The following is a 21,041-nucleotide window of genomic DNA, read 5'->3' as shown; positions in this document are numbered from 1 at the left end:
GCATGTCGGTTTAGATGTTTGATTACATCGTAGTTAGATGTCTAATTAATATTTTGGGTTAAACTCTATTTCTGCAAACTAAGATGTTGGCATATGCTAAAAACTATAATTGGCATATGCCATAAACGAGCGTAAAGTGAAGGCGTTTTGTAGAGAGGATGTGATGGCGAGACCAAAAATAGAAAGACGCATATGTGGACGTGCAGCGCACCATTGTTTTAAGCCTAATGGTGTGCCGTTTTATGAATTAGAAAAAGTCGACATATTGCCAGAAGAATTGGAAGCGTTGCGATTGGCGGACCTTGAAGGCCTAAGCCAACAGCAAGCCGCTGAACAAATGGGTGTCTCTCGCCAGACCTTTGGTAACACGGTTAAGAGCGCGCGCTTTAAAGTCGCGAAGAGCCTAGTCGAGGGTCATGCACTTGTTTTTCCTGACCAGGAGTCAAACTCATGATTTATGCCATTCCAAATGACGGCGAACGCGTCGCCAATCACTTTGTTAAAGCCCCATATATTGCTATTTACTCCGATACGGAAGGGCTGTTGAAGAACCTCGCCAATATTGCTGCTATGCCGCAAGCTGGCTGCAAAGCCAAGTCACAGCTCATTCAATCTCTACAAGAGTATAAAGTTGATGCGGTGTTGGTTCGTAATATAGGCGAGCGTGCGCTTGGCAAGCTTCTAAGTAGCGGTAAGCAAGTGTTCAAACTCTCAACGCGCAGCTCACTGGATGATGTTATGGGTGTGCCGCGATCAGCATTGACAGTCGCGACACAAGGTCGTCCCTCAATCAATCATGCGAAAAAGGGTGGCTGTGGTGGCTGCGGCAGCAAAAAAGCGCCATCGTTATTACTCAACTCTAAGCCTCAATCAAAAAATGCACTCATGACGCTTCGCCCAACTAAACTAAAAGCATTGGTTTCTTCTTATATGAAAGAGGTGAAGTAATGGTTTGGTTATTCACGTTTCTTGGGTTCTTAGCCATCATTTTGTTGATGTCACTTGGCGTAATTTTTCACAACAAACGCATTCAAGGCAGTTGCGGTGGTCTGAATAATGTAGGCGTTGATAAAGTGTGTAACTGCGAGACCACTTGCGCAGACAACGAACGCCGCCTCTATCAGATCCAAGAGCCAAGCTCGAAAGCTAACGCTTAGTTAAACTTGCCTCTAACGACACTGATTTGCACCACTTTGGTATTGCCAACTTTAAAATGAGCTGTTGCTCGCAAATACATCTCGAATTGATGCGAATAGTTAGCACTTAACTGGCTGAATTTAAGATTATTTATCGACGTATTCTATGTTCTTAAGAGGTTGGCGATGAGTAGTAAACTGGCTGATTTTTCTGTACATATTCCCATTACTCCTGAGTTGTTTGAATTTCAAACCGAAGTGAAGGAGAAGTTGTATGACTTTAACCATGCACGACCATCTGAGCATGTGAAGAAAGCTGAGATAATTGAGTCACTGCTCGGCAGTGCGAACGGTGTGAATATTGTGCCGCCTTTTTATTGTGACATGGGTAACAACATCCACTTTACTCAAGGTGGCTTTCTGAATGCAGGAGTCACCATTCTCGATCTTGCGCCTGTTCATATTGGTGAGTATGTGCAAATTGGTCCAAATGTCGTGATCAGCACGGCGGGGCACCCATTTGAGCTTGCAGAGCGTGTTCGTCCAATCGCAACAGGAAATCCAATTACTATTGGAGACAGTGTTTGGATTGGCGCAGGCGCTATCATTCTGGACGGTGTGACGATTGGTGACCGAGCGATTATTGGTGCAGGCAGTGTGGTGACTAAAGATATTCCAGCAGATTGCGTTGCAGTTGGTAATCCATGTCGCGTAGTAAAATCTATCGAGCAGAGCGAAATGCCACCCGAGGAAGACATCATCGAGATGTGGCGACCTTTGATGGAAATGAAGTTGGATTAATATTGTTAAATTAATTCAGCTAGGATTTTCAAGAACAAGGCGAACATTGAGGTTCGACTTATTTGTACTTAAATCACACTAAGTGGCGTGTATTGTTGCTCTAGTTGTGTAATGGGTTGAGGTTTACTGAAGTAGTAACCTTGCAGTAGATCTACTCCAAGTTCGCTCAAGCTAGAGAGATGCTCTGCAGTTTCCACCCCTTCTGCCACGACTCGATAGCCTAAACTTTTACCCATTAAAATCATCGTGGAGACAAAATCTAAGTTAGATTGATCTTTGATGATGTCAGCGATGAAGGAGCGATCGATTTTGATTTCACTCAATGGAAGTTTCTTTAATAGTGACAGTGACGAGAAACCGGTACCAAAGTCATCTAATGAGATAGCAATACCAGCCTTCCTAAGCTTCTCAAGCGATTTTACGCACAGGTCATAATCACTGATAGCGGCGGTTTCGGTGATCTCGATACAGAATAACGACAACGGCAGACGGTAATTGAGGATAGTTTGAACGATATCATCGGGAAAATAAGGTTGAACTAGCTGCTTCGCGCTGATGTTTACGGAGATATGTCTCATGGATTGCAGCCATGACGACTGTTGAACATCACGACACACGCGGTTGAGAATGTACTCTCCTAATCGAGAAATCAAACCAGCATTTTCCGCGACTTGAATAAACTGGCTTGGTGGCACGCACCCTAAGGTATCAGAGTGCCAACGCGCAAGAGCTTCTACAGCCAATACTCGACGTGTTTTGCAACAAAGTTGAGGTTGGTAAAATACCTCTATTTCGCCCTGTTCTATTGCCCGGTTTAAATGATGTTCAAGTTTTACTAAGCTTTGCGTACTCGCGTCCATACTCTCATGATAATGAACCACTTTACGCCCGCCTAGCTGCTTAGCTTGGTACATCGCAATATCCGCCTTTTTTACCAACTCTTCCGGTGACGTACCATCAAATGGATAGAAAGAAACTCCTAAGCTTCCTTGGCTAACAAGCTCTATTTCTTCATGAATCATGGGTTTTTCGATAGTGCGCAAGATCATGCTGGCAATTTGATTTGCTTGCGCTTTATTCGCGACATTACAAAAGAATAAGAACTCATCACCGCCAAGCCTTGCTATGGTATGTGGCTTAACCAGAATACTCTGTAGCTCGTTCGTGACATGGCATAATAGTGCATCACCAACATGATGACCAAAAGAGTCGTTAATCATCTTAAAACGATTAAGATCCATTAACATCACTGCGCGAGGTTGGTCTGGGTTTGTTTCTATGTGCGTGACGATCTCTTCTATTATCTTGCGTCGATTGGCTACACCAGTGAGTGCATCAAAATAGGCCATATGATGGATCTTGGCAGCACTTTCCCTTTGCTCTGTAATATCAGTCATAGAGCCAATAAAACGAACGGCGTGCCCCTGAGCATTGCGTACAGCAGAACCATTCGCTTGCACCCAGATATAGCTGCTGTCGTGCTTGCGAATACGGAATTCAGTTTTGAAAGGCACTTTATCTACCAAGTGCGCTTGGATGTGCTCTTCTAGTTGGTCGATGTCTTCAGGGTGAATAAATTGGAATAGCTGATCACAATCGATGTAGCGCTGATGAGAGAGGTTTTCATTGCCGAGCATGTTCACCAAGCGGCTGTTCCAGCGTAGTTTATTGCTGGTTAAATCCCAGTCCCAGATACCATCATTTGAGCTATTCGATACCACTTTGAGTTGTTGCAGTAATTGCTGTGAGTTCTTCTGACGTAAGTTGCTGGTATGGAGTAACGCGTCGCGTTCGATGAACAAAGACAACATATCGAGATAATTGTTGAACACTGATTGGGTGCTGATGTTCTGTTGATCGTTGAGCGAATCGATCACTGCAACCAACTGCCATCGATTCTTTTGGCCAGTGGCAATCGGCATTACTGTAGCGACAAAATGTTCACAGCCTTCGAGGAAAGGGAAGTCACGAATATCATCACTTGCAGTACTCTGCTTTGGCAGTGTGGTTGGTTGAGTCATCCCTTGTTCGACCCAACTTTCGATTTGGTACTGCTCTTGATCGCATTGTGCGAGGCATGCCCAATCAAGGTTGTTGCCATAAAGGCTTTGCGCATCAAGTATGGAGTTAAAGCCATTTTGAGCTTGTGAGTAGAAGTTCTCGAAGATTTCTGCTGGCGAACGACCTGCAACATTGAGCAGCGTGTGACGAATCGAGGTAGGGCTCTCTATTGACTCGTTGGCTGGATTATTGTTGCCGCATGATTGTCGGATGACTAGCTTTTGTGGAACTTGATTGATCTGGTTGGAAAAACCTGCCCCTTGAATGCGCTCAATAGCTCGGTTAAATGCTTGGCGTGCCAGCACCTCTAACTGTTGGTCTGCCGTGGTCAGGGGTGGCTGCGTTTGCTGTCCAAAGAACACATTATCAATGCCAACAACAGCAACGTTATCAGGCACGGTAACTTTAAGGTGTTTGAGTTGCTCTATCATGCCAATGGCATTGTGGTCTGTGGCGCAAATAACAGCGGTACATTTTGATTTACGTTGCACGAACGCTACTGCGGCTTCTCGCCCACCAGCCAGTGAGCAGTTGCTGACGCTAAAGAAGTTCTCAGGGCAGAAAGCGCCCTGATGTTCGGTTGTTGCGTGCTGAAAGGCTTTGAAGCGCGAGCGAACATCGTTAACGGACAGGTCACCACAAAAGCCAATGCGTTGATGTCCTTGTTCTAATAACCAGCGATAAAGCGCTTGAACACCATCACTCTGTACGCTGATAAATTGCTCTACATTGAGAGGTGCGTAACTTGCGCCCAAAGACAACACAGGGATGCCTTTACTTAGTGCTTTTTGCACCAAATGGTCTGCAGCAGAGTGCAATACTACTAATAAAGCGTCTAAATGATGGAGTGCGATAGGTAAATCGAAATCTCGGCGATGTCCGCTGCGGATAAAAACCAAATTAACCCCATGTTGCTTGGCCATTTGGCGCAACGTGGCGTTAAGCTCTCCCATATAAAAACCGCTCAACATAGGCAGTACGATACCTATGGTTGGGCGTTTATTAAAAACACGTCTATTCATCTGAATCAGCAAGTCGAGTAAAACTCAAAAATAAGAACGGTAACCGGAGCCAACTAAGTCAACTATGAGGCTACTTATATCGACACATTACTGACTAAAATCTCAAAAAAAAGACAGAATTTATGGAAATGATAAAAGGCGCACGTTTGGTAGGGGATCGGATTAATTTGCTACCAATTCGATAGCTTCGTATCAAAACTCAGTTCACATTCGGTTTGTATAATGCTTTGAAGTCATCAATAAAAACTGTTGCTAGTGTCTAATTTTTATACAAATTGATTCGCGCATTTTTTGTTCATTTCTATGCTTAAGATTCGTCTTAATAAAGGAGAACCAAAATGGCATTTATGAAACAGGATATTCCAAATCGAGTAACGGTGTACCATGACAATGTCGACCAGGAGCAAGAACTAAAGAATGCGATGTTGCCAGAGAAGCCTCGCTACTTTAACGGTTCTCCTACTTATAAAGCCGACAGCATCGAACAATTTGAAGCGAAACTTAATCAGGTAGGCATGTCTTTAGATAAGTAGTTGCAGGAGTAAATGAATCGAATGACGCCCTCAATATGAGGGCGCCTTGATAAAGCTAGAATTCATGTTCATCTGGTAATTGTCTTTTTGCCATTTGAACCGGGTCGAGTTTAAGCGTCTGGGTTGGGAAAGCGATATCCGCTTCGTGTTCCTTAATTATTGTCATCACTTGCAATAGCACATCTTGCTTCACTTCGTGATAACGTACCCAGTTGACGGTTTTGGTGAAAGTGTAGATGAAGAAGTTTAGTGACGAAGCACCAAACGCATCAAAGTTAACGATCAACGTCTGACGTGTATCGATGTCTTTGTGATTTTTCAGCATTTCACGCACGTCATTAATGATCGCGGGAACTTTGTCTGCATCGTCGTAACGTAGGCCAATCGTTTCAAAGATACGTCGATTAAGCATGCGTGATGGGTTTTCTACTACGATGTTACTAAATACAGAATTAGGTACGTACAAAGGACGTTTATCAAAGGTACGAATGCTGGTCATACGCCAACCGATACGCTCTACCGTACCTTCAATTTGTCTGTCCGGAGAACGAATCCAATCACCTACCTTAAACGGGCGGTCGAAGTAAATCATCAAGCCACCAAAGAAGTTCGAAAGTAAGTCTTTTGCTGCCAAACCGACAATCAAGCCACCCACACCACCAAAAGTCAGTAACCCTGAAAGGCTTAAGCCAAATGCTTGCATGATGGTGAGGACACCAATCACGATAAAGAACAGGCGCGCGACTTTTGCGACAGCTTGGACAGTAGTCTCGTCACGTGTTTTTTGCTCTAGAATGTAATCTTCTACATTGGTGATGAGCCGCATTACAATCCATACCATCACACTAATGACAAGGATAAGCTTTAGCGTACTTAGCCAGTTGAATTTGTTTCCTAGCTCACTTTGCAGAACGATTCCTAATGAAACCGTTGCTGGCCAGCACCAAATTAACGTACTAACGGGAGTTTTTAATGCTTCTAGCAGTAGGTCATCCCAATGGAAAGGGGTTTTCTCAACCAATATCGCTAGGCGTGAGTGCAATAGTCTCCAAGCAATCCAAGCAAAGAAGCTCGCAACAGTAATGAATAATACACTGCTACTCCAGTCTTGCTGATGGGTTAATACGTATGTTTGAAATTCTGTAAACCACTGTGGCATAAGTAAAGTTTCTTTTCATAAAACAATGGGGGAAAGGTATCAGAAATTGCCTATTCGCCCTAGAGAAATGATGCTACCCGAGTGATGCACATTCGAATCCAGTGCCATACCAATGTAGAGATTGTGTTTATAGGGAGGTTAGTGATTTAAATGTAAATACAACGCAATGAAACGTATAGTGAAATGTAATCAATGTGTCTTCAGTGCTGCAGGGTGTGATTAAACTCGTAGATTGAAAGATAAGCGCTATCATTCGAACCATCAATTGTAGGTTCTTTGACTCATCGCTAACATTTATCACAGCTAAATATGAGACTTTACCGTTACTTTGAAATGCGGAGATGAACCATGGAATTTACAGAGCTAGACAGAAATGCGCTCTACGACATTTGGATGTCACAAAAGGCAAAAATGCACCTTACTCAGATGGAGATGGCAAAACGTCTAGGTTTAAGTCTACATGAGTTCTCCTCGTTGCTACGCGGTAATGCGCCATTAACTTTGGGCTTTGTTAAACAGTTATGTGAGCAATTGCATGTTCGTCCTGGGCAAGTTATCCCATCAATGACCGAGCGCGATGTGTTAGGTTCAGGTTCGGTTTACTTACAAAACAGAGTGACCGTAGATGGCGACATTCGTAACGTTTTTATTGAAGGCAACCAAGTGGTGATTGAGTACGAACATCACGTCCACTAATTCAAATTTCTAAAAAAAGCGAGCTCATTGAGCTCGCTTTTTTGTTAGGGATATAGTCGGAAAAGTCTATGGCATCTTAACCAAGGAGTCGCGTGATAAGTCTGAAATGGTTTTCGCTCCGGTGAGCGTCATCGCTACACGCATCTCTTTGTCATATAGGTCGAGCAAGTTTTCCACGCCAGCACCACCTTGAGCTGCTAGAGCGTAAACAAAAGAGCGACCAAGCAGTGTGCAGTCAGCACCAAGCGCTAGCATACGAACCACATCCAGACCTGTACGGATACCTGAGTCGACGAAAATTTTCAGATCACCTTTTACTGCATCGGCGATGCTAGGCAATGCCTTCGCCGTCGATAGAACACCATCAAGCTGGCGACCACCGTGGTTCGATACAACAATACCATCAGCGCCGAAGCGAACCGCATCTTTTGCGTCTTCTTCATCTAGAATACCTTTGATGACCATCGGCCCATCCCAAAAGTCGCGAATCCACTCTAGATCTTTCCAAGAGATTGAAGGATCAAAGTTGTCACCGAGCCAGCCAATGTAATCTTCCAGTTTCGTTGGTTCGCCGCGGTAAGTTGAGATATTACCTAAGTCGTGAGGTTTACCCAGCACGCCTACATCCAGTGCCCAGCTTGGATGGCGCATGGCTTGGAATACTCGGCGCATCGCTGCATTTGGACCACTCATACCAGAGTGCATGTCACGGTAACGTGCGCCAGGGACTGGCATATCAACGGTGAAGACCAACGTTGTTACGCCAGCGGCTTTCGCGCGCTCAAGTACGTTCTTCATAAAGCCACGGTCTTTCAGAACATACAGCTGGAACCACATTGGGCGTTCAATCGCAGGTGCCACTTCTTCAATTGGACAAACGGATACGGTCGACATGGTGAAAGGAATGCCTTTCTTTTCTGCCGCTTTTGCTGCTTGAACCTCACCACGGCGTGCATACATGCCTGTTAAGCCAACAGGCGCGAGTGCGATTGGCATAGCGAGCTTCTCACCGAAGATCTCCGTTTCTAGGCTTAAGTCGCTCATGTCACGCAGAACACGTTGGCGCAGCGCAACATCACCTAGGTCATCGGTGTTGCGCTTTAGCGTGCGCTCATCGTATGAGCCGCCATCAATGTAATGGAAAAGGAATGGAGGCAGTTTGGCTTTCGCAGCAGCGCGATAATCTGTAGAAGCAGAGATAATCATAATAGTGTGTCCTGGCTGTTATTCTAAGATTGCGTCCTGAATCAATGAGCAGCTGCTCTGTCAGTGTTTCACTGACTGCCTTCCTTTCGGCAGTCGACGTCAGAATTAGAGTATAGATAAGTGATTGAGCTGGGGTTGTTCCATACACAGAACAATCAATTATCTGCATTGAAAAAGGCTGGCACATCGGACGGGGGATTGATGCAGCAAGCTACACCAAAAGTCGGGGTAGTAGTGCTGACCGATGTGCCAGAGAAAGAGCAGGGCGGGGAAACCCTGCATTTAGTCTTACTTCATTAAAGCGTCGGTGATTTGGAATCCGTAAATCAGAATCAGACCGATGATGCCTGTTACTACTAGGTAGTAGAAGGTTGGGATGATCGTCTTACGCAGCGTTGCACCTTCGCGTCCTAATAGACCAACGGTTGCGGATGCAGCTACCACATTGTGGATAGCTATCATGTTGCCCGCAGCAGCGCCCACCGCTTGCAATGCAACAACAACAGCACTTGAGATGGTCAGTGTCTGTGCCACTTCGAACTGGAATTGGCTGAACATCATGTTAGACACAGTATTCGAACCTGCGATGAATGCACCAAGGGCACCAACGGTAGCACTCAACGCTGGGAATGCTGAGCCAACGAGTTCTGCCGCGAAGTTAGCTGTGGTTACAGGCATACTTGCTAGCTCTGCGCCGTTGACACCTGAGTTAATAAAGATACGAACCATAGGGATGGTGAACACGAGTACGAAACCTGCGCCGATTAACGTCTTGCTCGATTCGCCAAACGCTTTGCCTAGTGATTTCGCACCACCGCCTTGTAGAAGAACTGCAAGCAGTGCAACGAAGACTAGGATGCCACCCGGAAGGTATAGAGGTTGAATTGCCGTGCTGATGCCTGTTTCGCCAAGAATGTTGCTAAATGATAGGCTTACGCTCTTAAGCAAACCTTTGAATTCAGGGCTTACGCGACTTGCTACTAGGATAACCGCTAGCATTACGTAAGGTGCCCAAGCTTTAGTTAGGCTCATCGGCTTGCCTGGGTTGTCATCAAGATTGATCTTCAGAGAGCCCAACCATTCTGCTGGCCATTTATCTTCACTTTCGAAGTCCCATTTTGTTTTTGGTACTAGGAAGCCTTTCTTCGCTGCTGTAACTACAATTGCCAGGCCAACTAGACCACCGATTAATGATGGGAACTCAGCACCTAGGAACACGCCAGTAAGTGCGTAAGGAACGGTGAAGGCAATGCCGGCGAATAGTGCAAATGGCAGAATATCTAGACCTTCGCTCCAACTTTTGTTTTTGCCGAAGAAGCGAGTCAGCATCATTGCCATAAGTACAGGAATTAGAGTACCAACCGTTGCGTGAATCATTGCAACGCTTGAGGTGATTTGTTGCAGGTATGCATCCCATGTTGAGCCATGAGCAACCAACGCTTCACCGATGTTGTGTGTATCCAAGCCTTTATTCACACCCACGATGATTGGCGTACCAACCGCACCAAATGATACTGGCGTAGATTGGATCATCATGCCCATCAGTACCGCGGCAAGAGCAGGGAAGCCAATCGCTACCAATAGTGGGGCTGCGATGGCCGCTGGCGTACCGAAACCAGACGCGCCCTCGATGAATGAACCAAAACACCAAGCGATGATGATGGCTTGCACGCGACGGTCGGCTGAAATATCAGTAAACCCATTGCGAATAGTGGTGATCGCGCCAGTGTGTTTTAAAGTGTTGAGCAAGAAGATGGCACCAAACACGATCCAAAGGACAGAGACAGTAATACCTAATCCTTGAAATACTGACGCCAGTACGCGAGTGGCTGACATATCCCAAAACATTAGGGCGATAGCGACGGTTAGACCGAACGCGACGGGCATGGCTTTTTTAGCAGGCCAGTTGAGACCAACCAATAATATGGCGGCGACAACAATTGGCGAAAACGCCACAAGGGCAAGTAGGGTTTCACTCATTGGTACATCCTCGTAAGCTGACTTCTCGAACGGCTTTATGCTGTAGAGATGATTTTTGTTGTAATGGTTTTGTTAATTTGACGTGAATCTACCCCTTTATTTTTTATAGATATAGGGAAATAATGAAATTAATTTTTTCCAAAAGTGACATAATCGAATGCGTGCAGATGATTTAATCCTGTTTTCACAGGTGGTAGAAATGGGCAGTTTTAGTAAGGTGGCAGAGGAAAATAATCTTACAAATTCAGTAGTTAGTAAGAGGATAGCTCGGTTGGAGGAAGAAATCGGTGCTCAACTATTATATCGAACTACGCGTAAATTGACTTTGACCGAAGCGGGAAAGGTTTTGTTACACAGTGCTAAAAATGTGAAGCAAGCCACTCAGGAGGCTATGGATGCAGTTTCAGGCTTTGGTGAGAATGTCAGTGGTCATATCAAAATGTCGGTGCCGACTATCTCAGGTGATTTGATCTTGGCGGACGCGGTTGCAGAGTTTTGTAATATGCATCCTGGTTTAACAGTAGACATGTCGCTTGATAACCGCTTTGTTGACTTGGTCGCTGGTGGTTTTGACTTGGTGATTCGTACCGGCTATCTAGAAGATTCTAGCCTGATAGCGAGGCATATTCTGGACTCTCAGTGGGTGGTGTGTGCTTCTCCTTCTTATATTGCTAAACATGGCAAGCCTATTGAACCGATCGACCTGACGACGCACAACTGTTTGCAATACGCCTACCAAACCACAGGGGCAACCGACTGGCAGTTCAAAGGTAAAGATGGCGACTATATTGTAAAAGTCTCCGGTTGCTTCTCTACAGATAACGCAACGGCATTGCGAAAAGCAGCCTTGGGTGGGCATGGTATCGCTTACGTACCGCGTTGTTTGGTTTACCACGATATTCGCAGTGGTGAGCTGGTGGACATTTTCCCTGAGTTGGTCGGCAAAAAGCTCGGCATCTACGCGGTTTATCCTTTTACTCGTCAACCGCCGAACAAAGTGAAGCTTTTGATAGAACACATTCGAGAGCGATATCTCACTATCTCGCATTACTTTTAGTTGGTTCATAAATATAAGAAATGTTTCAATCTATTGGTTGAAATTCTATACCTGAGCCCTAAGGTAGATGATTGAGAATAAGTCTCAACAAAATAATAAAACAAAATACTCAACTTCAAACGGAGTAACACGGACGTTATGCATTACCCAAAAACTCGTAAAGATTCAGTCGTGGACACTTATTTTGGTCACGACATTGCAGACCCATATCGCTGGCTAGAAGACGATCTCAGCCAAGAAACCGCAGAGTGGGTTGCAGGGCAAAACTCAGTGACCTTTGATTACTTAGGTCAAATCCCTTTCCGCCAGCAAATTCGCGATTTAGTGGCGAATAGTCAGAACTACGAAAAGTACTCTCAACCTTTTGTTCATGGTGAATACACTTACTTCTATAAAAATGATGGTTTACAGAACCAGAGCGTTTTATACCGTCGCAAAGGGGACGAAGAGGCGGAGATCTTCCTAGATCCAAATACCTTTTCAGAAGAAGGAACGACATCGCTTGGCGAAGTGAAGCTCTCTAAAGACGACACACTTGTGGCGTATTCCATTTCTGAAGGTGGCAGCGATTGGCGTAAGATCTTCGTCATTGATGTAGAAACTAAAGAGCAGCTTGAACCTGAAATTGTCGACGCTAAGTTCACCACTATTTCTTGGCTTGGTAACAAAGGCTTTTACTACGCTAGCTATGACAAACCAAAGGGCAGTGAGCTTTCGGCTCGTACTGAGCAGCACAAGCTTTACTACCATGAGTTAGGTACACCACAATCTCAAGACAAAGTGGTTTTTGGCGCGTTGGAGTCACAAAAGCACCGTTATGTAGGGGGAGTGACCACCAAAGACGATCGTTTCTTGATTATCACAGGTGCGGAATCTACATCAGGAAACCGACTGTTTTATGTGGATCTCACTTCGGAAGAACAGGCAGTTATCACGCTTCGAGATACAACCGATGGTGATACCTATTTGATTGATAACCAAGATGATACCCTGATTTTCTACACCAACTTAGATGCGCCTAACGGTAAAGTGGTTGGTTACCACACCCAAACTCAACAATGGGAAGAGATCATTGCCGAGCAGGAGCAGCCACTGGATATCAGCAAAGGTGGTGGTTACTTGTTTGCGACTTACATGGTCGACGTTTTGTCTAAAGTTCAGCAGTTTACTTATCAAGGTGAGTTAGTACGTGAAGTTACTCTACCTGACCAAGGCACCGTATATGGCTTGCAGGGCAAAGCAGAAGATAAGACGCTTTATTACACCTTTACTAACTACGTGACACCACCAACCATCTTCTCGTTTGATGTAGAAAGCGGTGAGTCAGTACTTTATAAAGAATCGAAAGCACCGTTCGACCGTAAAGAATACGAATCTCAACAAGTGTTTTATACCTCAAAAGATGGTACCCAAGTACCGATGATCATCTCTTACAAGAAAGGCATCAAACTCGATGGCAGCGCACCAACCATGCTGTATGGCTATGGTGGCTTTAACATCAGTTTGACTCCTATGTTCTCAGGAAATGTCGCAAACTGGTTAGAACTTGGTGGTATCTACGCGGTGGCAAATATGCGCGGCGGCGGCGAATATGGCAAAGCTTGGCACAATGCAGGTACCCAGCAACAAAAGCAAAACGTGTTTGATGACTTCATTGCCGCGGCGGAATACTTGATTGAGCACGACTACACCAGCTCAGAGCGCCTTGCGATTCGTGGCGGCTCAAATGGCGGCTTGTTGGTCGGCGCGTGTATGACGCAACGTCCAGAGTTGTTTAAAGTGGCGATTCCTGCGGTTGGCGTACTGGACATGCTTCGCTACCACACGTTTACTTCCGGTGAAGGCTGGAAGTACGATTTTGGGACTTCTGAACAAAGTGAGGCGATGTTTAAATACATCCTGGGCTATTCACCTGTGCACAACGTGAAAGAGGGTGTTTCGTACCCTGCAACACTTGTCACGACCGCTGACCACGATGACCGTGTTGTCCCAGCTCACTCGTACAAGTTCATCGCAGAGTTGCAAGATAAGCATCAGGGAGACAATCCAGTGTTGATTCGTATTGATGTCAACGCGGGACATGGTGCGGGTATGCCACTTAGCAAACAAATCGACCTTACGACAGATGTTTATGCGTTTGCATTACATAATATGGGTATCGAAAAGCTCGATATTTAATGAGCGTTTACTGGTGCAAATTGTTAAATTTAATGCACCAGAAAGACAATAAAAAATGCCGCGATTTCTATCGCGGCATTTTTCATGGTTGGGGGGAACTCAAATTGTTAGTTAGGGTGACTAAGCCTAACTTTGAACCAACCAGTGTCGGCGGCCAAACCGAATGGCAGCTATACCATTTTCGTAGTTATGGTGAAAATTTCACCATACTTTAATCCTAGTGCATGAATATGAAACTGCGATTAATCTAAGCAGCATCATGTTGATTTTCATTGTTTTCAAGATCAAATGAGGCATCAATCAGCTTTCTTGTGTAATCGCTTTTTGGATGATGGAAGATCTCTTCCGCTGTACCTTGCTCCATCACTTCTCCCTTTTGCATCACTAATACACGGTCAGACAGTGCTTTCACGACAGAAAGGTCATGGCTAATAAATAGATAGCCAATGTTGTGCTTCTTCTGCAAATCTTTTAGCAAATCAATCACCGTTAACTGAACAGAACGATCGAGTGCTGATGTCGGTTCATCAAGCAGAATGAAAGAAGGCTCTAGAATTAACGCGCGTGCAATGGCGATACGTTGACGCTGACCACCTGAAAACTCATGCGGATAACGGTTGATGGATGCCGGGTCGAGACGTACTTCTCGGAGTACATCGCGGGCTTTTTGCATTCGTTCCGCTTTGCTCATCTGAGGTTGGTGAACGGTTAGCCCTTCGGTAATGATCTCGCCAACGGTCATACGCGGAGAAAGCGAACCATATGGGTCTTGGAAAACCATTTGTACGTCTTTTTTCAGTGCAAAGCGTTCCTTATCAGTCAGAAGCGCTAGCTCTTGCCCTTTGAATTGGATTTTACCCGTTGACGGCAACAATCCAATCAATGCTCGGCCAAGCGTTGATTTACCTGAGCCCGATTCACCAACGATACCTAGCGTTTCACCTTGCTTTAGCTCTAAGGAGATACCTTTCACTGCTTCAAAGTACTCATTTTTGCTTGCAATAAAGTGCGGCTTAACAAGAAACTTAACGCGGATGTCGTCTGCTTTGAGTAGCTCGGTTGCACCTTCATCGATAGGGTCTTTATTGCCTTTCGGAATCGAGTTAATTAGCATCTTGGTGTAATCATGCTGCGGGTCTAAAAAGAGCGTTTCTGTGATGCCTTCTTCTACCACTTCACCTTTACACATCACTAATACTCGGTCAGCAAAATGCTTCACCACACCTAAGTCGTGAGTGATGAACAAAATTGCCATGCCCATTTTGGCTTGGATCTCTTTGATCAGATAAAGCACTTCTGCCTGCACGGTGACGTCAAGTGCTGTTGTCGGCTCATCAGCTATCAGAATGTCGGGCTCGTTAATCAACGCCATGGCAATCATGATACGTTGCAGCTGACCGCCTGAGAATTCGTGCGGATATTTATCATAAGCTTGTTGAGGATTTGGTAGGTGGACCAAATCAAACAGTTCGAGCACTTTAGCTTTGGCTTGTTTCTTACTTACTGGACGGTGGCACATGATGGCTTCTGCTACTTGGATACCAACACGCATGTAAGGATTCAGTGAGGTCATTGGCTCTTGGAAAATCATCCCAATATGAACGCCACGGATGCTCTGCATCTGACGTTCGCTTTTATCTAGAATCGATTCACCTTCAAAGACGATAGAAGAATCAGGATGCAAAATGGCGTTATCTGGCAGCAGTTTCATCAATGCGTTAGTTGATACTGACTTCCCAGAGCCTGATTCACCGACGATAGACAGTGTTTCACCAGCTTTGAGATCAAAACTCACCTTCTTTACTGCATCGATGATTCCATCGTTTGTCGTAAAGCTGACAGATAGGTTGTTCACCGAAAGAATGGTTTGTGTAGACATCACTTTTCCTTGTGTATCGAGTTGTTACTATATTGCAGCCTTGCTGAGGCTCGTTTTTATGCTTGATTCGCTTAGTTGTAAAGCTGTGTTGCTCTTGCTTCTGCACCGCTCATGGCTTGTAGATACAAAAACTGTTCATGCGCACGAGTCACATTATCAAGTTCAATCATCCATTGCGCATTGCGTTGTGCGGAGCAAAATGCAGCCATATGAGCTAACAAATCTTCACTCTGCTTGCTTAGCAGATTGTTTACTCGATTGATCAAGTCATGGCTTTCAAGCTGCAAAAACTGGAACAAAGCATAAGTTTGGTTGAGCGTTTTAAAAGCATCAGTTTGCTGGCCCATTTTGTTCAAAATTTCTGATTGCGTTACCGCGGCATCTCGAAGCCCGGTGATAAGACAAACAAACTGACAGGGCTTGGTTTGCTCATTCTCCAAAGACGAGTGAATGTGTGTTGGCAAGTGTGAAAGAACATCATCGTATAGCCGATGGGCTTCAGGCCAATGACCTTGCTCCATCAATTGTTCTGCTTTTAGATACCTCATCCAGCATTGCTCTATATTCATGACTCGTCCCTAGAAATAAGATTTTCCTAGATATTAAATGAAAGCAATTATCAATTGCAAGTGTGTATCATTGTCATTAACGGATGTTCTATGCGGTTAAAATGTGTGCACTCAGACTGCGTTGCTAGGTAAATCACTTAAAATTAAGCAAATAATCTCTACACTGAGAAGACGACAATAAGAAAAAGGAGGCGAGTATGGCAGTACAAAGATTGGAACCTAAACAGCTGTATTCAGTAGCTGATTTAGAAAATATGCCATGTAAGTCGACCAAGGAGTTACCTCCAATTGATGAAATCGTAGGCCAGGAGCGCGCACAAAAGGCGGTCGAGTTTGCGATGTCAATCAAGGAGAAAGGGTACAATATTTACGCTATTGGCCAGAATGGTCTAGGTAAGCGCACGATGATTTTGCGCTATTTAAATCGTCATCAGCACGATGACGCAGCGCTTTTCGATTGGTGTTATGTTGCCAACTTTGAAGACACTCGCATACCGAAGGTCCTCAAATTGCCATGCGGTATTGGTAATAAGTTGAAAGCGGACATTGAAAAGTTGATGGGCAAATTACTTAACGCGTTGCCCCTCGCATTTGACAATGAGATGTACTACAGCCGTGCCGATCGCCTGAAGAACCAGTTGGCTAATAAACAGCAACTTGAGCTCGATAGCATCAGTAAAGAAGCAAAAGAAAAAGGCATTAGCTTAACTATTACCACTCAGGGTGATTATCAGTTTGTTGCGATGAACGGTGATGAATTACATACCGAAGAGTCGTTTGATGAGTTGAGTAAGAAAGAACAAGAATACTTCAGTAGTAGTATCGATGAACTGGAAGTGAGTTTGCGGAATATGATCCGTGAACTGACCGAGTGGGAAGAAACGTTTAGTGAAAAAATTAAGAAACTGAACGATGATGTGACACTGGATGTGATCACCCATTTTATCAAGCAGTTGAAAGTCGATTACGCTAACTATGCGGAAATCAAAACTTACTTAACCGATCTGCAAAAAGACATTGTCGATAATGCAGATATCTTCCTTGATCAGAGTGATGAGCAAGGAGAGATCGCAACGGCGTCGTTGGATAAAAAACTGCCGCGTCGCTACAAAGTGAACGTATTAGTCAGCCGTAACAACACTGAATTTCCAATCGTTGTAGAAGAAAATCCCAATTACCACTCACTGTTCGGTTCAATTGAAACTGCAACCTTCAAAGGCACAGTATTTACTGACTTTTCGTTGATTCGAGCTGGAAGCCTGCATAAGGCAAACGGTGGTGTTTTGCTGCTTGATGCACAGAAGGTACTTGAGCAGCCTTATGTATGGGATGGGCTGAAACGAGCAATTCGCTCTCGCCAACTAAGTTTCACCTCGTTAGAGAAGGAAGTTACGTTAACGGGTGCAGTGTCGTTAGATCCAGAACCAATTCCTTTGGATATTAAGATCATTTTGTTCGGTGATTATCATACTTATCAATTGCTGCAACATTATGATCCGGAGTTTGGTGAGTTGTTCCGCGTGACCGCTGACTTCGAAGACGAAATGAAACGCACTCCGGATTCAGAGCTGCAATATGCCCGCTTTATTTCGAGTGTTGTGAACGACAACAATATGCTGCATTGCGATATGAAAGCCATTGCACGTATTGTCGAGTACAGCTCACGCTTGTCTGGTGACCAAACCAAGCTTTCACTTCACTCTGCGAATATCGCCAACTTATTGCGTGAGTCTAACTACGTAGCTCGCCAAGCGAACTCTAACATGATCCGCATCGGACACGTGGAAGAAGCGCTGAGCAATCAGGAAATGCGAGTGAGCCGCTTGCAAGATAGTGTGATGGAAACCTTCGTTAATGGGACGACCTTGATTCATACTGATGGCTCTGCCATCGGCCAGGTGAACGCTCTATCGGTGTTGAGTACTAGCGATCACATGTTTGGTGCACCGAATCGAATCACTGCGACAACCTGTTATGGTGATGGTGAGGTGATTGATATTGAGCGTAGTGTGGATCTGGGCGGCAGTATTCACTCTAAAGGGGTAATGATCCTGTCCGCTTACTTGTCATCTGTGTTTGGTAAAACGGCACGTGTTCCACTGACAACGACGATTACCTTTGAGCAGTCATATGGTGGCGTTGATGGTGATAGTGCAAGTATGGCAGAGTTCTGCGCTGTGGTATCGGCGTTCTCGAAGCAACCAAACCGTCAGGACATCGCTATCACCGGTTCGATGAACCAGTTCGGAGAAGCACAGCCTATTGGTGGGGTAAACGAGAAGATTGAAGGCTTCTACGATGTGTGTGAAATCAAAGGTCGTCATGCTGGGCAAGGGGTGATCATCCCACGCTCGAATGTGCACAATTTGATGCTTCGCTCTGACATTGTTAAAGCGGTAGAGAAGGGGGATTTCCACATCTGGGCAATTGACCACGTCACTGAAGCGATCGAGTTATTTACAGGGAAAGCTGCGGGTGAGCCAACAGATGAAGGGTCATACCCAATTGATACGATATTTGGTTTGGCTCAAGCGAAACTGAACTCTCTACGAAAATAACTGCATCAATTCCTATATCTTTTGAGATAAAGACATAAATTTTCATAAATAAAAATAACGACAATATTCCGACGTTTCGTCGGGATGTTGTCGCTAACTTTATGAAATTGTGTGCCTTTTATCTGGACAAAATTGTGATCTGCCTCTAATATTGGCGCGTTGTTTATTCACGTGGGAATAATCCCACTGGCATGGAAGCAAAGACCAATCTATCCGAGGCTAATCATGCAGTTTTCTTTGAAAAATCTGTCAGTACGAACGCAGGTACTTGTCCCTGTACTCTTTACCGCATTCGCATTGTTTATTGCACTGTGGATCACAAAAAATAACCTTCAAGCTGAGCAAGAAGCTGTCGCTTCAAACTCTGACGCTCTTGTCTTTTATAAAGATACTCTTGCACATATTGATGACCAAGTTTACCCATTGCGCATCAGCGCCGTTTACGCGATCTATGACGTATCTCGCCGCGATGGTTTCTTAAATGAACTCAAAGTAGGCATGAGAGAGATTGAATCTGATTTAGAACAGATTGAAGCTCGCGAAACGTTCCGCAAAGAGGCCGTTCAGGTTCGTAAAGGGATTGAAGCTTATGTTGATTACTCAACTCGTGCAGTCGAGTTTTTTAATCGCCATGATAGCGGCCAAGTGTCAGATAGCGAATACCGTAATTTTATCTCTCAGTATCGCCGCATAGGTAATGAGATGGTATCAACCATCAATGCGCTATCTCAACGCGTTAACGAAATTACTATTGAAGCAGCAGAAAGTAGCAATCGTGAGAGTATCCGCGTTCAAAATAACGCGATGATCACTATTCTGTCAGTATTTGTATTCTCGCTTGTAGGTGCATGGTTCCTATCAGGAATGATCGTTACTCCAATTCAAAAATTACAAGAAGTGATGCGTAAGCTGGCTGGCGGTGACCTTTCAGTACGTGCCGATGTTGACGGTGATAACGAGATTTCGCAGTTGAGCAAAGACGTAAACCAGACTGCTATTCAGCTTCATGATACGGTTGACCACTTGACTCGCATTAGTGAAGAGGTTGCTTCTGCTTCAACTGAGCTAGCCGCAGTAATGACTCAAGCGGAAGCGAATGCTCAACAAGAACTAGCAGAAATCGAGCAGGTTGCTTCTGCTGTTAACGAGTTGGCAAGTACAGCAAACAACGTAAGTGATAATGCGACTTCTGCAGATGCGACAGCGCGTGAAGCGGATGGCCTAGCACAATCTGGCTTAGCGATCTTCCAAGAAAGTGCGCAAGCAAGTGAACAAATGTCGCAAGCACTAAACGACGCTGCGCAAGTTGTTATGCGCCTTAAAGATCAGTCAGTACAAATCAACGATGTTATTGAAGTGATTCGTGGTGTTTCTGAGCAAACTAACCTTCTAGCACTAAACGCGGCGATTGAAGCTGCACGTGCTGGCGAATCTGGTCGTGGTTTTGCTGTTGTTGCGGATGAAGTGCGTATGCTTGCTGCTCGTACTCAGGATTCAACTCAAGAAATCTCATCGATTATCGAAGAGCTTCAAGCGCAGTCGGGTCTTGCGAATGACAGCATGCAAGTTAGTCTAGAAATGCTGGCTCGAAACAATGAACTGACGCAACAAGCGAATGATGCTCTTGTCGGTATCACTGAGTCGGTAGCAAACATCAATGACTCAAACACTCAAGTAGCGACAGCGGCAGAAGAGCAGTCTCAAGTAACACAAGACATTAACCGTAATGTAGTAAACATGTCAGAGTTAGTGAACCAAAACGTTGCTGGTATCAGCCAGAGCGCAAGTGCGAGTACAGAGCTTTCTCATCTAGCTGAGAAGCAGAAAGAGCAACTAAGTTTCTTCAAACTGTAATAGTGCTTGTTAGAAGTATTAACAAAAATCCCCGAGCATTGGCTTGGGGATTTTTTTTGAACCTAGGAAAATATACCCAAGCATCTCGAGGTTGCTTGGGTATAGTCATTCCACCTTTTAGTGCTGTTGAGAAATTCTTGTTGTCGTTACGATAGTGGAAATTTGATGGTCGCTAAACGCACATTTCTATACGATGCCTGCCCTTTTATAAAACAATATGCATTAGGGTCTGTTGACCTTTTGAGCTGATTTTTGCAGCAGTTTGTGGGTTCTTTATACAAGGAAGAGGCTTTGAAATGTAGTTGCCCTACCTGATAAGCCGATAACGCAGTAGAAAGGAGCCACAAACGCT

17 protein-coding genes are annotated in these 21,041 nt (G+C 44.8%); 11 read left to right on the top strand and 6 right to left on the bottom strand.

Annotated features, from left to right (window positions below; all coding sequences use genetic code 11):
• Positions 1-163 precede the first annotated feature (163 nt).
• From ACTS60_RS18980 to ACTS60_RS18965, 4 genes are all read left to right on the top strand, one after another.
• Entirely contained in the window at positions 164-454 is a 291-nt protein-coding gene (locus tag ACTS60_RS18980; protein WP_440889513.1) for a DUF134 domain-containing protein, read from the top strand.
• Positions 451-948: a NifB/NifX family molybdenum-iron cluster-binding protein gene (locus ACTS60_RS18975; protein ID WP_440889512.1), complete on the top strand. Its 498-nt coding sequence runs from the start codon at positions 451-453 to the stop codon at positions 946-948. The genes ACTS60_RS18980 and ACTS60_RS18975 overlap by 4 nt, the downstream gene beginning before the upstream one ends.
• Positions 948-1,157, top strand: coding sequence for a (Na+)-NQR maturation NqrM (gene nqrM, locus ACTS60_RS18970; RefSeq protein ID WP_440889511.1), 210 nt, complete (start codon positions 948-950; stop codon positions 1,155-1,157). The genes ACTS60_RS18975 and nqrM overlap by 1 nt, the downstream gene beginning before the upstream one ends.
• A gap of 165 nt (positions 1,158-1,322) precedes the next feature.
• Positions 1,323-1,937 (top strand): sugar O-acetyltransferase, encoded by a 615-nt coding sequence (locus ACTS60_RS18965; protein WP_440889510.1) that lies wholly within the window; start codon positions 1,323-1,325, stop codon positions 1,935-1,937.
• A gap of 68 nt (positions 1,938-2,005) precedes the next feature.
• Here ACTS60_RS18965 and ACTS60_RS18960 read toward each other — a convergent pair whose 3' ends face one another.
• A complete protein-coding gene (locus tag ACTS60_RS18960) occupies positions 2,006-5,020 on the bottom strand; it encodes an EAL domain-containing protein (protein ID WP_440889509.1) in 3,015 nt (1,004 codons plus the stop codon).
• Positions 5,021-5,358: 338 nt separating this feature from the next.
• On the opposite strand from ACTS60_RS18960, the gene ACTS60_RS18955 reads away from it, so the two are divergent.
• On the top strand, positions 5,359-5,553 hold the full coding sequence (locus tag ACTS60_RS18955; protein ID WP_440889508.1) for a hypothetical protein: 195 nt from the start codon (positions 5,359-5,361) through the stop codon (positions 5,551-5,553).
• Positions 5,554-5,608: 55 nt separating this feature from the next.
• On the opposite strand, the gene ACTS60_RS18950 is transcribed toward ACTS60_RS18955, so the two are convergent.
• Positions 5,609-6,712 carry a mechanosensitive ion channel family protein gene (locus tag ACTS60_RS18950; RefSeq protein WP_440889507.1) on the bottom strand — a complete coding sequence of 368 codons (1,104 nt, stop codon included), beginning with the start codon at positions 6,710-6,712 and terminating at the stop codon, positions 5,609-5,611.
• A gap of 348 nt (positions 6,713-7,060) precedes the next feature.
• On the opposite strand from ACTS60_RS18950, the gene ACTS60_RS18945 reads away from it, so the two are divergent.
• Positions 7,061-7,408, top strand: a complete 348-nt coding sequence (locus ACTS60_RS18945; protein WP_440889506.1) for a helix-turn-helix domain-containing protein — start codon at positions 7,061-7,063, stop codon at positions 7,406-7,408.
• A gap of 66 nt (positions 7,409-7,474) precedes the next feature.
• Here the strand turns inward: ACTS60_RS18945 and lldD are convergent, their stop codons facing one another.
• Entirely contained in the window at positions 7,475-8,614 is a 1,140-nt protein-coding gene (gene lldD, locus ACTS60_RS18940; RefSeq protein ID WP_045391029.1) for an FMN-dependent L-lactate dehydrogenase LldD, read from the bottom strand.
• 120 nt (positions 8,615-8,734) lie between these two features.
• Between lldD and ACTS60_RS18935 the strand changes: the two genes are divergently transcribed.
• Positions 8,735-8,914: a hypothetical protein gene (locus ACTS60_RS18935; RefSeq protein WP_440889505.1), complete on the top strand. Its 180-nt coding sequence runs from the start codon at positions 8,735-8,737 to the stop codon at positions 8,912-8,914.
• On the opposite strand, the gene ACTS60_RS18930 is transcribed toward ACTS60_RS18935, so the two are convergent.
• Positions 8,903-10,594: an L-lactate permease gene (locus ACTS60_RS18930; protein ID WP_440889504.1), complete on the bottom strand. Its 1,692-nt coding sequence runs from the start codon at positions 10,592-10,594 to the stop codon at positions 8,903-8,905. The two genes, ACTS60_RS18935 and ACTS60_RS18930, sit on opposite strands and share 12 nt — an antisense overlap.
• Positions 10,595-10,751: 157 nt before the next feature.
• On the opposite strand from ACTS60_RS18930, the gene ACTS60_RS18925 reads away from it, so the two are divergent.
• Together ACTS60_RS18925 and ACTS60_RS18920 are read left to right on the top strand one after the other, a co-directional pair.
• A complete protein-coding gene (locus ACTS60_RS18925; protein ID WP_010450976.1) occupies positions 10,752-11,651 on the top strand; it encodes a LysR family transcriptional regulator in 900 nt (299 codons plus the stop codon).
• A gap of 138 nt (positions 11,652-11,789) precedes the next feature.
• Entirely contained in the window at positions 11,790-13,829 is a 2,040-nt protein-coding gene (locus tag ACTS60_RS18920; RefSeq protein WP_440889503.1) for a prolyl oligopeptidase family serine peptidase, read from the top strand.
• Positions 13,830-14,076: 247 nt separating this feature from the next.
• Here ACTS60_RS18920 and ACTS60_RS18915 read toward each other — a convergent pair whose 3' ends face one another.
• Positions 14,077-15,708, bottom strand: a complete 1,632-nt coding sequence (locus ACTS60_RS18915; RefSeq protein WP_440889502.1) for an ABC transporter ATP-binding protein — start codon at positions 15,706-15,708, stop codon at positions 14,077-14,079.
• Between the two features lie 71 nt (positions 15,709-15,779).
• Positions 15,780-16,277: a hypothetical protein gene (locus ACTS60_RS18910; RefSeq protein WP_440889501.1), complete on the bottom strand. Its 498-nt coding sequence runs from the start codon at positions 16,275-16,277 to the stop codon at positions 15,780-15,782.
• Positions 16,278-16,474: 197 nt separating this feature from the next.
• Between ACTS60_RS18910 and ACTS60_RS18905 the strand changes: the two genes are divergently transcribed.
• Positions 16,475-18,835: a Lon protease family protein gene (locus tag ACTS60_RS18905; protein ID WP_440889500.1), complete on the top strand. Its 2,361-nt coding sequence runs from the start codon at positions 16,475-16,477 to the stop codon at positions 18,833-18,835.
• Positions 18,836-19,060: 225 nt separating this feature from the next.
• Entirely contained in the window at positions 19,061-20,689 is a 1,629-nt protein-coding gene (locus tag ACTS60_RS18900; protein WP_440889499.1) for a methyl-accepting chemotaxis protein, read from the top strand.
• Positions 20,690-21,041: the final 352 nt, after the last annotated feature.

The sequence above is a fragment of the Vibrio sp. WZ-1 genome (assembly GCF_052037695.1).
GTDB lineage: Bacteria > Pseudomonadota > Gammaproteobacteria > Enterobacterales > Vibrionaceae > Vibrio.
Note: the sequence above shows the minus strand (reverse complement) of the source record. Positions and strands in the feature narration are given on the sequence as shown.

Excerpts from the sequence above, each read along its gene's own strand:
- ACTS60_RS18980 (WP_440889513.1), top strand. The coding sequence starts at position 164 with ATGGCGAGACCAAAAATAGAAAGACGCATATGTGGACGTGCAGCGCAC.
- ACTS60_RS18975 (WP_440889512.1), top strand. The coding sequence starts at position 451 with ATGATTTATGCCATTCCAAATGACGGCGAACGCGTCGCCAATCACTTT.
- nqrM (WP_440889511.1), top strand. The coding sequence starts at position 948 with ATGGTTTGGTTATTCACGTTTCTTGGGTTCTTAGCCATCATTTTGTTG.
- ACTS60_RS18965 (WP_440889510.1), top strand. The coding sequence starts at position 1,323 with ATGAGTAGTAAACTGGCTGATTTTTCTGTACATATTCCCATTACTCCT.
- ACTS60_RS18960 (WP_440889509.1), bottom strand. The coding sequence starts at position 5,020 with ATGAATAGACGTGTTTTTAATAAACGCCCAACCATAGGTATCGTACTG.
- ACTS60_RS18955 (WP_440889508.1), top strand. The coding sequence starts at position 5,359 with ATGGCATTTATGAAACAGGATATTCCAAATCGAGTAACGGTGTACCAT.
- ACTS60_RS18950 (WP_440889507.1), bottom strand. The coding sequence starts at position 6,712 with ATGCCACAGTGGTTTACAGAATTTCAAACATACGTATTAACCCATCAG.
- ACTS60_RS18945 (WP_440889506.1), top strand. The coding sequence starts at position 7,061 with ATGGAATTTACAGAGCTAGACAGAAATGCGCTCTACGACATTTGGATG.
- lldD (WP_045391029.1), bottom strand. The coding sequence starts at position 8,614 with ATGATTATCTCTGCTTCTACAGATTATCGCGCTGCTGCGAAAGCCAAA.
- ACTS60_RS18930 (WP_440889504.1), bottom strand. The coding sequence starts at position 10,594 with ATGAGTGAAACCCTACTTGCCCTTGTGGCGTTTTCGCCAATTGTTGTC.
- ACTS60_RS18925 (WP_010450976.1), top strand. The coding sequence starts at position 10,752 with ATGCGTGCAGATGATTTAATCCTGTTTTCACAGGTGGTAGAAATGGGC.
- ACTS60_RS18920 (WP_440889503.1), top strand. The coding sequence starts at position 11,790 with ATGCATTACCCAAAAACTCGTAAAGATTCAGTCGTGGACACTTATTTT.
- ACTS60_RS18915 (WP_440889502.1), bottom strand. The coding sequence starts at position 15,708 with ATGTCTACACAAACCATTCTTTCGGTGAACAACCTATCTGTCAGCTTT.
- ACTS60_RS18910 (WP_440889501.1), bottom strand. The coding sequence starts at position 16,277 with ATGAATATAGAGCAATGCTGGATGAGGTATCTAAAAGCAGAACAATTG.
- ACTS60_RS18905 (WP_440889500.1), top strand. The coding sequence starts at position 16,475 with ATGGCAGTACAAAGATTGGAACCTAAACAGCTGTATTCAGTAGCTGAT.
- ACTS60_RS18900 (WP_440889499.1), top strand. The coding sequence starts at position 19,061 with ATGCAGTTTTCTTTGAAAAATCTGTCAGTACGAACGCAGGTACTTGTC.